The 14,651-nt window shown below is 44.0% G+C and carries 19 protein-coding genes; all 19 read left to right on the top strand.

All coding sequences use genetic code 11. From position 1 onward, the window contains the following. Genes HPK16_RS09325 through HPK16_RS09235 form a run of 19 tightly spaced genes read left to right on the top strand, consistent with a single transcriptional unit; the run spans position 1 to position 14,637 of the window. Positions 1-450 carry a structural cement protein Gp24 gene (locus tag HPK16_RS09325; protein ID WP_181676702.1) on the top strand — a complete coding sequence of 150 codons (450 nt, stop codon included), beginning with the start codon at positions 1-3 and terminating at the stop codon, positions 448-450. A gap of 27 nt (positions 451-477) precedes the next feature. Beyond that, positions 478-1,383 carry a DUF2184 domain-containing protein gene (locus tag HPK16_RS09320; RefSeq protein WP_181676701.1) on the top strand — a complete coding sequence of 302 codons (906 nt, stop codon included), beginning with the start codon at positions 478-480 and terminating at the stop codon, positions 1,381-1,383. Positions 1,384-1,411: 28 nt separating this feature from the next. Next, positions 1,412-1,789, top strand: coding sequence for a hypothetical protein (locus HPK16_RS09315; protein ID WP_181676700.1), 378 nt, complete (start codon positions 1,412-1,414; stop codon positions 1,787-1,789). A 13-nt stretch (positions 1,790-1,802) separates the two neighbouring features. Next, a complete protein-coding gene (locus HPK16_RS09310; RefSeq protein WP_246369373.1) occupies positions 1,803-2,147 on the top strand; it encodes a DUF4054 domain-containing protein in 345 nt (114 codons plus the stop codon). Beyond that, positions 2,147-2,740 carry a hypothetical protein gene (locus HPK16_RS09305; RefSeq protein ID WP_181676699.1) on the top strand — a complete coding sequence of 198 codons (594 nt, stop codon included), beginning with the start codon at positions 2,147-2,149 and terminating at the stop codon, positions 2,738-2,740. The genes HPK16_RS09310 and HPK16_RS09305 overlap by 1 nt, the downstream gene beginning before the upstream one ends. After that, a complete protein-coding gene (locus tag HPK16_RS09300) occupies positions 2,741-3,124 on the top strand; it encodes a hypothetical protein (protein WP_181676698.1) in 384 nt (127 codons plus the stop codon). After that, positions 3,111-3,593 (top strand): phage neck terminator protein, encoded by a 483-nt coding sequence (locus tag HPK16_RS09295; RefSeq protein ID WP_181676697.1) that lies wholly within the window; start codon positions 3,111-3,113, stop codon positions 3,591-3,593. The genes HPK16_RS09300 and HPK16_RS09295 overlap by 14 nt, the downstream gene beginning before the upstream one ends. A gap of 2 nt (positions 3,594-3,595) precedes the next feature. Then, complete coding sequence (locus HPK16_RS09290; RefSeq protein WP_181676696.1) at positions 3,596-4,594, top strand: DUF3383 family protein; 999 nt, start codon at positions 3,596-3,598, stop codon at positions 4,592-4,594. Positions 4,595-4,608: 14 nt separating this feature from the next. Continuing rightward, entirely contained in the window at positions 4,609-5,007 is a 399-nt protein-coding gene (locus HPK16_RS09285) for a phage structural protein (RefSeq protein ID WP_181676695.1), read from the top strand. A gap of 47 nt (positions 5,008-5,054) precedes the next feature. Beyond that, on the top strand, positions 5,055-5,405 hold the full coding sequence (locus HPK16_RS09280) for a hypothetical protein (RefSeq protein ID WP_181676694.1): 351 nt from the start codon (positions 5,055-5,057) through the stop codon (positions 5,403-5,405). Further along, positions 5,386-5,577 carry a hypothetical protein gene (locus tag HPK16_RS09275; protein WP_181676693.1) on the top strand — a complete coding sequence of 64 codons (192 nt, stop codon included), beginning with the start codon at positions 5,386-5,388 and terminating at the stop codon, positions 5,575-5,577. Before HPK16_RS09280 ends, HPK16_RS09275 begins: the two co-directional genes overlap by 20 nt. Before the next feature lies 1 nt (position 5,578). Continuing rightward, positions 5,579-10,252: a lytic transglycosylase domain-containing protein gene (locus tag HPK16_RS09270; protein ID WP_181676692.1), complete on the top strand. Its 4,674-nt coding sequence runs from the start codon at positions 5,579-5,581 to the stop codon at positions 10,250-10,252. Position 10,253: 1 nt separating this feature from the next. Beyond that, entirely contained in the window at positions 10,254-10,823 is a 570-nt protein-coding gene (locus tag HPK16_RS09265) for a LysM peptidoglycan-binding domain-containing protein (RefSeq protein WP_181676691.1), read from the top strand. Continuing rightward, on the top strand, positions 10,823-11,188 hold the full coding sequence (locus HPK16_RS09260) for a phage baseplate plug family protein (RefSeq protein ID WP_181676690.1): 366 nt from the start codon (positions 10,823-10,825) through the stop codon (positions 11,186-11,188). The genes HPK16_RS09265 and HPK16_RS09260 overlap by 1 nt, the downstream gene beginning before the upstream one ends. Further along, positions 11,181-12,146 (top strand): phage protein, encoded by a 966-nt coding sequence (locus tag HPK16_RS09255; protein ID WP_181676689.1) that lies wholly within the window; start codon positions 11,181-11,183, stop codon positions 12,144-12,146. The genes HPK16_RS09260 and HPK16_RS09255 overlap by 8 nt, the downstream gene beginning before the upstream one ends. Then, entirely contained in the window at positions 12,147-12,491 is a 345-nt protein-coding gene (locus HPK16_RS09250; RefSeq protein WP_181676688.1) for a hypothetical protein, read from the top strand. Continuing rightward, the gene (locus tag HPK16_RS09245; protein WP_181676687.1) at positions 12,491-12,841 is read left to right on the top strand and encodes a contractile injection system sheath initiator; all 351 of its coding nucleotides are present in this window, start codon (positions 12,491-12,493) and stop codon (positions 12,839-12,841) included. Before HPK16_RS09250 ends, HPK16_RS09245 begins: the two co-directional genes overlap by 1 nt. Further along, positions 12,834-14,015: a baseplate J/gp47 family protein gene (locus HPK16_RS09240; RefSeq protein ID WP_181676686.1), complete on the top strand. Its 1,182-nt coding sequence runs from the start codon at positions 12,834-12,836 to the stop codon at positions 14,013-14,015. Before HPK16_RS09245 ends, HPK16_RS09240 begins: the two co-directional genes overlap by 8 nt. Then, on the top strand, positions 14,005-14,637 hold the full coding sequence (locus tag HPK16_RS09235) for a hypothetical protein (protein ID WP_181676685.1): 633 nt from the start codon (positions 14,005-14,007) through the stop codon (positions 14,635-14,637). The genes HPK16_RS09240 and HPK16_RS09235 overlap by 11 nt, the downstream gene beginning before the upstream one ends. The last annotated feature ends 14 nt before the right edge of the window (positions 14,638-14,651 follow it).

Below are 14,651 nucleotides of genomic sequence, written 5' to 3'. Positions count from 1 at the left end.
ATGACGATTCCAGTAGGACAAGAGTATATGGACCCGAATATTGGTATTGGGAAGTTAGCAAATTACCAAAACACACAGGCGGATAGCGCAGTTGTAGAGGGAACAATTCCGTTTGGTTCAGCTGTACAGTTTTCTGATGGTGTAGCTAAGGTCTTGAGTGATAAAGACTTTTATGGCGTTGCGCTAGCCAAGGAGTATGTCCAAGAGCTGTATGGAGATAAAATCGGTAACTATGAAGAAAAAGAAATGGTGGCTGTCGTTCGTCGGGGTGTTATTTGCGTGCATGTTGAGGAAGATGTTGTCGATGGGGACAAGGCGGCTGCTAACAAAGCTACAGGAACGTTCTTGCCAGCTACATCCCCTGTTAGTACAAAAACCGAGGCAATTGGTCGCTTCAAAACTACTGCGCAGGCAGGCGGGCTAGCACACTTGGAAATTAATTTACCTTAATCGGTGAAAAATGAGGAGGAAAAATAAATGCCAGCATCACAAGTAACAGCGAGACTACAAGCTCGCGATTTAGAAGTTATTGATAAAACACTATTTGAACCGCGCGAAGAGGAACTCACAGCGCGTACTATTTTTGACATGAAAACTGATATTGACCCTGGTGCCGAGACATACGGTTATGATGTTGCTACTAGATCCGGTGCAGCTAAGATCATTGCAAACGGTGCAAATGATCTACCATTGGTCGACACAGATGTGAAACGCTATTTTGCGCAAATTTACACGATTGCATTAGGTTTCCGATACAGTTTGCAAGATTTGCGTCAATCACAAATGACAGGTAAGCCGGTAGATGCAACTAAAGCCGCTGCAGTCCGTCGCGGAATAGCAGAGAAAGAAAATTCTTTAGCGTGGAAAGGTGATTCTAGATATGAAATTCAAGGGGTAGCAACTGCCACTGGTATTCAAATCGAAGCTGTAGGCACTAATGCTGCAGGCACGTCTACTAAGTGGGTGGATAAGTCGAGCGACGAAATTGTTGAGGAATTACGTAAATTACGTACGCGGATTACTGTACTACCTGGTTATGGCGATGCTTCACTCATCTTAGCATTACCTCCAGTGCAGTTTGAAGAGCTGAACAGACGTTACAGTGACTATGATGCTAGAACTATTATGCAAGTAGTTGTAACTAATAGATGGTTCTCTAAAATCAAGCGTGTAGCTGATTTGAAAGGGATTGGCCTTTCAAAATCTGACTCCCTTATCATCTGTCATTCAGAACCAGAGACGGTGCAATTGCTTTTACCTATGGATATTACACGGCAACAAGAAGAATACCAATATCCAAACTGGAAAGTTCCATGTGAAGAACGTTTCGGCGGTGCTGTTGTTCGCGCGCCACACGCTATTTTACGTGCTGACGGAATCTAATAAAACTGCTTAGGAAGGGGCTAGAAAGATGATTATTCAAAATAAAGGCAAGTACACATACAATATCGGTGCAAGGATTATTCCTGGTGCAAACAATCTGGAGGGTTCGGATATTGAGGCATATAAATCAGCTGTCAAATTACCGCTAAATGCTGCGTTGGTTAAAGATGGTACTATCGTGCAAGAAGCTGAGGATATTACGCAAATGAATGTTGGAAAAGCAGGCGATCTTATCGGTGATACGTGGGATTTACAAGTTTTAGAGCAATTTCAGGAAAAGGAAGAGGCTAGTAAAGATCCTCGCTCAACCGTTATTAAAGCGATAGAAAAACAAGTAGAATCGATAGTCAACCCGCCTGATGACGAAAGATTAAATAATAACGGTGATGAGAACCCGCCTGAATAGGAGGTTTTTTATTTTGGTCAAAACTACTATTGATAAGCTGAAATACACGGCAAAGGAAGTAAGTAATCTACCAAAAGAAGCATTAGAAATGCATATTGATGATGCTTTTCTTGAGGTGCAAGAAGCTAATTTTCCAGAAAAACACGAAGAACGAGCCAATCGCTATTTAGCTGCACATCTTGCCACGTTAGGGGACAAGAATGTTAAGTCGGAGGCGGTTGGTTCGTTGAAACGTGAGTACTCGGGGAAGAATGTATCTTTCCAAAACCTAAAAGGGACAGCATACGGGCAAGAATATCTACGCTTGTTGGAGGAGTTTGCAGGTGGTGGCAACGGAATAGGGTTGTGGGTGATCTAATGCGAGTGACTAACGATAAAACAGTGATGAAAAGTGTAATCCAGACCTTAGATGAGTTAAACGATTATTCGCTACAGATCGGAATTTTTGGGGAAGATAACTCTTTTATCCAGATGATCGCAGGTGTGCAAGAGTTTGGGCTCACCATCAAGCCGAAAAACAAATATCTAACGCTACCTACCGAGGCGGCAGCTGGTCGTAAAGCTCGTGAAATACCTGGTCTGTTTAAGCCAAAGGGCAAAAATATACTTGCTGTTGCTGATAAGAACGGCAAACTAGCCGTTATGTTTTATCTCAAAGAAGAGGTAAAGATTCCTGAACGGTCTTTTTTGCGTTCGACATTTGAGGAGAATAACCAGAAATGGCTTGATTTCTTCGATAGGAAAATGGACGAGATCATTGTCGGAGAATGCACAGCACAGCAAGTATATAACCAGTTAGGCGCGATGATTGTGGCTGATATTCAAATGAAAATCAGGGATACACAGTCACCGGCTAACTCGGGGTATACGGCTAAGCGTAAAGGCGCTAATAATCCGCTTGTTGATACGGGACGATTGCGCCAGAGCGTTACATGGAAGGTGGTGCGCTAAATGGAAAAGATGGATTTTCAATCTCTGTTGGACACGTTTGGCGTGCCGCTTAAAGTGTACCCGAAGCAGGAAGCTGGTGGCGAGTACGATAACAAGGGTGTTTGGGTCAAAAAAGAGGCGGACGAAGTAACGGCATTAGAAGTCTCAGAACCATTTATCCCATCATCGTTGCAAACTAAGCTACCCGTTCAAGGTAATTATCGCGGTGGCGGACGAATTGAAGAATTTGAAATGGTTTGGTTCTCGTCGCAAGTGGTTCCTCTGAAATCGATAGTTGTTCACAACGGTGTATCGTATTCCGTTGAGGATAGCATCCCGTACACTGATTACTCGAATGTAACACAGTACGGATGCAAGGCGGTGAGCGCTTTTGTCAGAGAATAAAGGATATGACTACTCCGATTTGGCAGCTGCGCTTGTAGAAGCCATTTCAACTTTGAGTGACGGTAACCCTCTCATCGAATCAAATTCGAACGGAGAGCAACCAGAATACCCATTCTGCACATATTCGATAATTAACCCGTATATCGGGATTACGTTCGATGTCGTGCAGAATGAGCCATTTGAGGCGGTAGTTTCGCTCACTTGGTACGACGATTCGGCAATTAACGTGCTAAATCTAGCAAATAGAACAAATAAATGGTTCCGCTCCTTCGCAGGGCGGGATTTTTTGTTTCAAAAAAACATCATTGTTGTTGATGTGAAGATGGACGGTCAACGTGATGACTTTATCAGTATCGAGTACGAACGCAAAGCGGGATTAGATATCCGGCTGCGACTTAACGACTCGTTTATTGACGAAGTGGGGAGCATTGACGAGTTCAGTATCAACAACGAAAACGAGGAGGAATAAAGATGGCAGTAGCAGTTACAGATGTTGTAGTAAACATCGATATTGAGCGTCCAGCGGCAAAAGTCGGTCTTGGTCGTCCGCTAATCTTAACAAAAGATGTTGCTGTTGATGCGAAATATGGCGAATTTACATCGCTTGAAGCATTGGCAAAAACATATCCGAATACTACGAAGGTGTACGAGAAGGCTAAGGCAATCTTTTTACAGAAGAATGCGCCTGATATGGTTGCGGTCGCGCCGTATAACACTAGTGTTGCGAACGCATTAGAGGATGTTTTCTCGAAAAGTTGGCACTTCGCTATTTTAGACGAGTATGTAGCAGCTGACGCGCTGGCAATTTCAAACTTGATTGAAGAAAAGGCGTTCAAGTTTGCTGTGATTCAAGTGCCTACATTTGCGGGGGCAGCACAGCTTAAAACCAATTCTCGCACGATTGTGGTCGTTCATGACAAGGTTGGCGAGCATTTAGACGCTGCATGGATTGGAGACGTAGCAAGTGCGACAGTAGGCTCCGTTACATGGAAATTCCGTAAAAATCTAGTCGGAATTACAGCCTCTGAACTTACTTCTGTGCAAGTGGATGAGATCCATGCGCAAGGAGCAGTTGCGTACGTTGTTAAAGCTGGGATTCCGCAGACTTCGGAAGGTAAAACGGCTAACGGTGAGTTTATTGATGCGCTACACGGTGATGATTGGGTTAAATCTACAATCGAAACCCGATTGCAAAAGGCGCTCACTGATGCGGATAAAGTAAGTTTTGATTCGCGCGGGATCGCACAATTGCAAGGTGAGGTTGTCGCCGTAATGGACGAAGCTTTCGCAAATGGAATTATTGATACTGATGATGCGACCGGCCAAGCGAACTACACGGTGACCGCACTTGATCGTAGTGAGCTAAAAGAAGAAGATATTCTGGCGAGAAAATACAATGGGCTAAAATTCCGGTACAAGCGCTCTAATGCAATTCACAGCGCGACTGTATACGGAACAATAGTCGTATAGGAGGTACGGTCTAAATGGCTGAAATGGAAACATATGACGCGCTAAAGGTAGTAACAGTTGTTGATGGAGTAACGCTCTTTGGATTTAGTGACGGAGACATGGTGACTTGTTCTAAGGACGCAAACAATATGGAAGCAAAAACAGATGCACAAGGCACAGCGTCGGCTGCTGTAAATAATGATAGCTTAGGCACCATAAAAATAGATTTAGCAGCTACTTCGCCCTGCAATAAACAAATGATTACACTCGCAAATACGCGTAAAAAATTCCCAATTCGAGTGATAAATGGCAAAGAAACTATGGGCGGCTCATTGGCTTTTGTTGAGAAACTGCCTGATAGCGGCTTTGGCAAGGGCGTGGGTACACGCTCTTACAGCATAAAAATTCTAGACTACTCCCATAAATACGACTAAAAAATCAATAGGCGGCTGAATGTCGCCTATTTCAGGAGGAAATGACAATGACAGAAACTAAAAATGCAGTAACAAAGAAAGATATTGAAGCAGCGCAAACAGCGCAAGCAATTTCGAAGGATGAAAAACATCCAATGCGTAAATATGGGAAACAAGAAACGCACACGGTTGAAGGGGTTGACTATACGTTCCAATTCCCTGGCGTGAGGCATACGCAACAAATTATTGATAGCGCGAAATTACCTGGTGGGGTTTTTGGCGAAACAAATTACAATACAGCGATTATGAGCGATGTTATCATCAGTCCTAAAGTTGACTGGGATTACTGGGAAGAACACGATGGATATGGTGAGGTTATGGCGTTAGCGGACAACTTTCTTGGTCGAACACTCGGCTAATCCGAACACGCGTGTTATTGAGCGGGAAGTTAATCAGAATTTCAATATGTGGCTTCCCGTTATCGCTGGAATAGCGACAAAAGAAGAAGTTGAAATGGCAACAGCGCATCAGCTTGCTACGTGGTGTGAAGTCGCTAAAACAAAAATAGAACTTATGAGAGGTGGTGTCTGATATGGCAAAGGCATTGAGAAAAACAACAATTGAGATCGATTGGAAAATTAACAATAAAGCTTTGCAAGAAGCGAATAAAGAGACGGATAGCATGATAAAACATGCTGGCGATTCTGAAAAAGGGTTTGTTAAAACAAACAAAGCGATTGAAGGCGCCACTTCCTCAATTAAAAAGCAAAATTCGGCCGTGAACAAAGCGACAGGAGAAGTGGTACAGTTTCAGGGTAAATCAAAAAATGCCTTTGACACGACGACAAAGGGAGCTAAAGAAACGCGGTCGAATGTGATACATATGGAAAGTGCATTCGATAAAAGCAAAAAAAGTGCAGTTGGCATGGGAAGAGATACAAAAAAAGCACTTGATAATGCCAAAAATGGTACACAGGATTTAAAAAAATCATTTAATACGCTAGATTCGAATGTCGGCAAAATGACTTCCGGTGCTGTGAAAGGTCTCAATTTAGTTAAAACAGCTATCATCGGGATAAGTACTGGCGTGCTGGTATCGGCGGGTAAAAAGGTCTTTGAACTGGCATCAGATACAAATGAGAGCTTGAATAAAGTCGAAGTTGCATTCGGTAGTAATGCTGATTCTGTTAAGGCGTGGTCTAAGACAACATTAGATAAAATCGGTCTTGCGCGCGGAACGGCTTTGGATTTGGCGGCAACTTACGGCGATATGTCCACATCGATGGGGTTGAATACCCAAGAAGCAGATAAAATGTCAACATCAATGGTTGATTTGGCGGGAGATTTGGCATCATTCAAGAATATAGGCATCGATCGCGCAAATACAGCTCTAAATGGTGTTTTCACAGGCGAAACAGAGGCGCTCAAGAGCCTTGGTATCGTTATGACACAAACGAATTTAGAACAATTCGCGATGAGTTCTGGGGCTTTGAAAGCTGGCAAGGATCAGTTGGCCGCGTCCAAAAATGCGCTTGCTCGAGAAAAAGCGCAGAAACAATTGAATACGGCAATAAAAGAACATGGTAAAAACTCGTTAGAGGCCCGAGAGGCGCAGTTAAAGCTGACAGAAGTTGAGAAAAAATCAAATACGCAGACGCAAGCATCGTTGAAGTCGTTGAGCCAAGCAGAACTTGTAAGGTTACGGTATAACTACGTAATGAATGCGACAAAGAACAGTCATCATGATTTCGCGAATACGAGTAATCAAGCAGCGAATGCTTCTCGCGTCTTCTCAGAATCGCTGAAAGAGTTGGGATCTAATGCAGGGCAGTATCTGTTACCTATTTTCACGCCTGCGATAATCAAAGCTTCGAGCTTTGTGAAAAAGATGTCGGATATTCCTGGAACTTTGAAAAAAATGACGGAAGAAGCCGCTCCTACTATCGAGGGTGCGAAAGATTTACTTGGTAGCGTAGGAGAGACGTTGAAAGAGGATGTGATTCCAACAGCAAAAGACTTCGCTCTGGCAATCGGACCCGCTGCACTGGATGCAGGAACGGCTAGCTTGAAAGGTATCGGATGGACCTTCAAGACGTTCATATCGCCACCATTACGGGAAATACGAGAGTTTGTCGAGAAGCATCCAGATGGAATGAAGAAAACAGCTAAATTTGCTGGCATTGGATTAACAGCATTTCTCGGTTTCAAAGTTGTATCAGGAATTTTCACGAGAACGAAAGGCGCGGTTGACAGTCTGGTAAATTCGATCAAGAGGATTGGGCCAGCCACAACTTCCGCTGCGGTTCAATCATCGGCTGCGATGCAAGGCATGGAGGCATCGACTAACAATACCCGATTAGCTGATAATATATTGCCTGCTGGGGCAAGTAGAGTAAAACCAAAAATCGCAAAAACTCCACTTTGGAGAAAGCTGACAATAGGAACAAGTGGGGCAGAAAAAGTTGCGCTCCAAGGAACGCGCGTGGGTAAAAACATGAGCTGGTTATCTAAGGCTAGTATGGGTATGAAATCGACGGGAGTTCTAGGCAAAGCTTTAGGTGGAGCTGGCATTCTAGGCGTGGGATTATCGGCAGTTGATTTGTTAGGCATGAATAAAAAAAACGCTGGCGATAAACTTGGTGGTTTCGGCGGCTCGCTAGGAGGTATGGCAGGCGGCGCGGCGATTGGAACCATGATTGCCCCTGGAATTGGTACAGCAATAGGTGGTGCGATAGGCGCCTTTGCAGGTAGTGCGCTTGGAAAGAAATTAGGCGCATATTTGCAAAAAGAAGGCCCTAAAATACTTGATAAGTTTAAAGACGGTTGGAAGGGGCTTTCAGCATTTGCGGAAAAGCATCCGCTTTTAATGGCTCCCGTGAATCAGGTTAATGAAGCGATTAAGACGTATAAAAAAGGTGCTAAACAGATTAAACAAGCTTGGAATGATGCAACAGCTTCACTAATTTCTGATAAAACGAACGTGGGCGGCAAGGGTGTGAGTAAAGATGCTGCTAAACAGGTAAATTCTTATGTTGACGCAGACAACAAGATGGCTAGTGAATTCCAGTATAAGATGTATTCTGGTGAAAAAACATCGGCTAAAGAAAATGCTACTGTTAATAAATCGTATGATTCACAGGCGTCGAAAATCGTTTCTGCTTATGATAAAAAAGAGAAGAAGTCTGCTAAGAATATTGATTTCTTTCAACAAAATGGTTTGATGAGTGTATCGGAGGCTGCGAGTGCGAAAAAGCGGACAAAAGAATTCTATGGCATCGGCAAAACTGATGCGAAAAAGAATGCGGCTGAGTTAAAACGTATCAATAATCAAATGTACAAAGAAGAAGAATCTTCAACAAAAATGTACGAGAAGCGGATTAATGCTATTAAGGCGAAAGCTAAGAAAGAAGGTCGCGTTCTCACATCTAAAGAAAACACTGAGATTGCACGCTTAGAAAACACAGGTAATGCACATAGAGCTAGTATTCGTAAGCGATATGAGAAACAAAGAACAGAATTACAACAAAAACAACAGCGTGAAGCGGTCACTTCGATGTCAAAATCGGCCAAGGAACAGAAACGTATTCTTGGTAAGTTGGAAGATGATTCTGGCAAAATCTCGGCAAAACAGGCAGCCGATGTAGTGAAAAATTCAAAAAAAGCTAAAGATGGAGCCATTAAGGAAGCTAACGCGAAGTACAATTCCGTGATTAAGAAAGCGGAAGAAGAGTATTATGTGAACGGTTCAATAACTAAAGAACAGTATGAAACGATTGTTAATAATGCTAAGAAGACAAAAGAAGATGCAGTACAGCAAGCAACAACTATGCACGAGGGCGTCGTCGATCAAGCCAAGAAACAAGCAGCTGGTCATGCCACTCAGGTAGATTGGGAATCAGGCAGGGTTTTGGGCATCTGGGATAACATAAAGATAAACATGGCTAAAGCTGTAAATTGGGTATCTGGTGGTGTCAACAAGGTATTGAAGTTCTTTAAACTGCCAGAAATACCGATGTGGGACCCACCAGGTTCAGGCGGAGGAAATGACTCGTCATCAAGTTCCGGCTCATCAGCAAAATTCTCAGGTGGTGGTAAGCAATCAGGTAGCTTGGCGATGAATTACACTGGTTCAAACAGTGCCAGCGGTCAGATTATGGCTGGTGAGGAAGGCGTCGAGATTGCTTATGATAAATCGAGCGCAAAAGCATATCTTCTGGGTGCGGATGGTCCTGAAATTACAACTGTTGGAGCGAATACTAAAATTTTAAATCATGCCGATTCTAAAAAAATGCTTTCAGGTGGTTTAGGTGCTGGAAGAGTATTACCTGGGTTTGCTAAAGGAACTAGCTCCTTAGCCGATTTCGCGACTGGCGCACTTGATAAAGTGAAGGATGTTGGTGGAAAAATTGCTGATGGGGCTTCGGCAATGTGGGATTGGGTGTCTAATCCGGTCGAAAAAGTAAAAGGATTGCTGAATAAATATAATCCTTTCAGTGGCGGAGATGGCGTGGAAGGCTTAGGGAATGGCATCTTTAAGCACTTCGGTAAAGGCGTTACCAATTATGCAAAAGAAAAATTAGCAGATGCAGGTTTCGGTGGTGCTGGTCCTGCTGGTCCCGCGGGAGCGAATGCTCAAGCATGGGCTCCTATCATTCAACAAGCAGCGGCTGCAATGCGTGTAAACTTAGGCGGTGGAGAATTAGGCGGTATCATCGCTCAAATTCACAGAGAGTCGGGCGGTAATCAACGTATAACGCAATCCTCGGCGGTAGTTGATGTCAATACGCTTAGCGGTAACCCTGCGAAAGGGCTATTGCAATACATTCCGCAAACTTTCGGATCATACGCAGTCAAAGGACACGGCAACATATTCTCCGGATACGATCAGTTGCTGGCATTCTTCAATAACTCGACGTGGCAACGAGATTTACCTTACGGAAAACGTGGATGGGGACCGCGTGGAAAGCGGAGATTTGCAAAGGGCGGTCGTCCTAATGTCGCTGAAACCGTGCTCGTTGGTGAAGAAGGACCTGAGCTTTTCGAAACAGATTCACCGGGAACGATTCACACAGCGCGTAAAACGCAAGAATTACTGAACAACCGCAAAGGTGGCGGTGAGACTCACTACCACTTTGAACCTACTATCAACATCACGGTTCAAGGATCAAACACAGACGCAAAAGGCATTGCAAGTGAAGTAAAAGGCGCATTGTACGAGATGTTCCAGCAATGGCTAGAACAAATTGAACCAGGGGAGGTGTACTAAGATGGCAAAGCTAGCAGGTATCTATATTGTCAATGAAACAGAGACCTTCACACCTTCCGTCGAGGTCACCCAGCACCCTGTTGAGCAAGGCGTGGCTATCACGGATCACGTGCAGAAAAACAATAGAACAATTAGTGTATCGGGCATGCTACTTGCGAAAGATTCGGCGACGGCCGAACGGAGTTACAACACGTTGCTAGCCAAAATGGAATCCGGTGCATTCGTGACCTATGTGGGGCGGACTTACGCCGCTAATTACCTAATAACATCGATGCCAAAGGATTATTCCGCAGTGAAAAATGGCTTTGGAATAAGCATAGAGTTACAGCAGGTGAGAATTGCGAAAAGCCCCTGGGTACGCAAGAAAACGACGGTTAAAGTTAAGGCGAAGAAATCAACTGCTAAGCCCAAAACGTCCGCAGCGAAGAAGTTTCATAAAATCAAAAAGGGGGAGTGTTACTGGATTCTTGCCCGTAAATACGGGACAAATCTTAACACATTAAAGAGTTGGAAAGAAAATAAATGGCCGGATAGGCGTATTCCTATTGGCGTGATGGTGAGGGTGAAATAATGGCTATACGTGAGTATTTACCTGTTGATATTGATGATATTCCAGAACGATTTGACGTGGATATTGAGGACGAGACATTTATATTTCAGGTCAATTACAATATGAGCCAGAAATACTACACGATTGATCTGTACAGTTCTGATGAAGATCCAATCATGCTAGGCGAAAAGCTGGTATTAAACGAACCACTTTGGGAGGGTATTTACGACGAGAGATTGCCCGCCCCTACCTTGATTCCGATGGATGAGGCAGGTCTGGCCAAAGCCATAACCCCCGAGAATTTCATGAAAACAGTCTTTATTTTCTTCGACAATATCGTGCAAGATTTAGAGCCAACGTTGGGAGAAGGTGATTCGGATGGCTAACGAGTTATTCGGACGCTACGCAGATGTTTACGTCAGCGGATCAGTATACGCAGCACATTTTAATATGGCTAATTTATATCTTGAATTCGAGGTAGAATTCGATGACGATTCTAAGCCGAATATAAGCTCTGTGAGCATTTTTAATCTTTCCCAAACATCTAGGTCAAGAATTGTAAAAGGAGCCAATATCGCTATCACAGCGGGCTACAGGAAGGACGGCACAGGGGTTATTCTTCAAGGCAAGATAACGGGCGTCACAAATAACAAGGATGGTGTGGATCGCATTACGAAAATCAGCGTCAAAGAAGGTCAAGATTACAGTCATATCAAGATTGACACCTCAACTGCAGATGCTGCCGTCAAATACCAGGTAAAAAAACGCGTGAAGCTCAAAAAGCCAATCGTGACATACACGAAAACCAAGACCGGCAAGAAGAAAAAGAAAACAATTTCGTATCGTACGGTGACCGAAACCAAATATAAAAAACGTGCGATGAAGAAAAGTTTTGGTAAGAATACGCGCTCTTCTACAATCATTCGATGGTGTGCTAGGACGCTTGGAATGAAGATAACGACGCTCTCACTTCCTACCGACAAGATATACAAAAAAGGTTACACAATCACAGGGAGTATAGAGGCGAAGATGGAAGAGGTCGTTAAAAACTGCGGTGCTGTGATGTACTACAGACGCGGTAACATGGTTATCCGGAGCGTCAAAGTTGGTAATGACGAGCGGTTCACATTAAGCGCGGCAACCGGCTTGCTAGACAGTCCGGAACAGTCCGAAGATGACGACGGCAAGAAAATATATACGGTGCGATCGTTGCTCCAGTATCGGATCGCAACAGCAAGTATTATCAGCATCAATTCAAAAACGGTAAACGGCACATTTCGAGTGAAAAGCGGTAAGCATATCTGCAACGGTAGTGATTTTATAACGGAATTGGTGGTGTTCTAGGTGGCAAATGATACGAAGTTTTGGGACACTTTTTCCCGTTCAATCATTATGAAAGTGCATACGTTGGCGCCTGCAAAAGTACTCGAGTTAAACGGGGACAAGACAGAGGCGCAGGTGCAGCCGCTCTTTTTGACGAAGGATAACGACGGAAATATGCTAAGGCAACCTAGTGTTCCGGCTATTGTTCTAAAACACTGCAGGGACGATATCAAAGTGGACGACGTTGTTTTTATCATAGCAGCGGAACGGTCGTTGGATAACTTCGAGGGAACAAATGAGTTTATTGATCCTGACGACGTTCGGACACATGCATTACAAGATTCAGTGATAGTAGGTGTGTACTGATGAAAGATTTACTAATAAAAAACGGCGACCTCGTTTTCACAGGTACGGATTTTAGGCTAGTAGAGGGTTCAGAACAGTTGAGGCAAAATGTAGAATCAATACTGAAAACAGCAGAAGGCGAGTATTTCCTTGACGAAGATTTAGGGTTGAATCGCGAGAACATCCTAGGTAAGAGTTTCGACGAAGAACTAGCTCGTACCGATATCGTAGAAGCGATCGGGCAAGAACAGCGAATAGAAGAAGTATCACAAATCGACTTTGAAAAGAACGGCCGGGAACTGCAAATAAATTTAAAAATGATTAAAGCTGACGAGGAAGAAATCGAATTGGAGGTGGACTTGGATGCTTGATGAAACTGGTTATAAACGCCCAACCTACAGCGAAATATTGGAACAAGAAGAAGCAATGGCGCGTGAGTTGTTTGGCGAAGATGCCGACGTTTCATCCACTGCGGCGTTAGGCAAACTCATTCAAATCAACGCGTGGAAGCTGTCAGAGCTTCACGAGCTAGTGGAACGCGTCTATTACAGCGGTTTTCTTCGCTTCTCTGAAGGTGTGCAGTTGGAAGCTCACGGCAACAACCGCGGGATTTATAGGAACCCTTCGTCGGAGTCATACGCGATCATTGAAGCGACAGGGCAACCGGGATTTGTTCTTGAGACGGAGACAGAGCTGACAACTGAAAACGATGTGCATTTCATGCTTATTGAGGATTTGCGAATCGATGCAACCGGAATCGGATACGCCGATGCCGTTTCAATTGATAAAGGCGCGGACCAGAATGTCGCGGCCAACGCGATTAATCAACTGATAGAGCCGTTTGACGAAATTACATTTGTGACTAATATAGTCGCTTCATCGGGCGGAGCAGATGCGGAAACGGATAAAGCATACCGAGACCGAATCAGGCTTAATAACGAAGGTAAATCTACAGCGATTCGTGATGCCGTAATTGCCGCAATTAGGAATGTAAACGGCGTACAGTCTGCATCGGTAATAATCAATAACACAATGCAGACGGACGGTGATGGTAATCCTCCGAAATCTATTCATCCATACGTGTTAGGCGGGAACCGTGAGGATATTGCGCGAGCGCTACACGAAAACATTCCAGCGACAGCACAGACAGTCGGAACGATTGCCGAAGTCGTGAAAGACCTGGCGAATATCCCGCATACGTACCGCTTTGATTATGCTGTTCAAGTGCAGATATTTGTTAAGGTTGAGGCTACAATTACACCTGAATTTGAGGTCGATGGAGAGGCTGTAATTCAAGATAGAATTGTAGGAGACATCGGCGGAGTTAATCGCGAAAATGTAGTTGTAATAAGCAATCAGATGGGCGATGAAGTAGACGTTTCGACACTCTATCATGCCATCGGTGATATAGCTGGCATCAAGAAGTCTAGAATCACGATAGGCACATCAAAAGATAACCTATCAAGCGCGACCGTCACTATATCGCCAAAATCGGTTGCCCAAACCGCGATCGCTAATATCGAGGTGATTACAATTGACAACTGATAACTATTCAAAGATGTTGCCGGATATGTATGATAAGGCGTCTGACAGCAATATTTCTAAGTTGCTACAGATTTATGCGGAAGATATAGAAACGTTGCGAGCAATAGCGGAAAAGGTCGAAACCTACCGTGATATAGATCAGGCTGTCGGCAAAACACTAGATTATGCAGGCAATAACATTAATCAACAACGCGGTAAGACCTCGGACGAGATTTACCGGGTGTTGATTAAAGCGAAGGAAACACGGATTCGATGCTCTGGAACAACAGACGATATTATCGAATCACTTGCAAGGGCGCTCGATTGTTCGTACGATCAGATTCAAATCTATTCTGATATAGACGAAGGTGGAGTGGAACCAGAGGCGCTTATTCTCAAAGGGCTGCCGCTTGATTCACTGAATAAAGTAGCCATGTCAGCCACGCAATTTACGCAGCTTGTTCAAAAAGTAGTGCCTTCCGAGGTGAGAGTATCGTCAGTTATCCTGGACGGTACTTTTTCTTTTGCTTCCGGGAGTGTCGTAGAGACGAGTCCGCAAGGATTTGCTAATACTGCGATGACAACAGGCGGGACATTAGGCGGCGTATTCACACCAGAAAATGATTATATCCTACCAATTTAGAAAGAGGTGATACA

It is taken from the genome of Paenilisteria rustica, assembly GCF_013820765.1.
Lineage (GTDB): Bacteria > Bacillota > Bacilli > Lactobacillales > Listeriaceae > Listeria_A > Listeria_A rustica.
The sequence above is the reverse complement of the archived record's forward strand: the minus strand, read 5'-3'. Positions and strand labels throughout refer to the sequence as shown.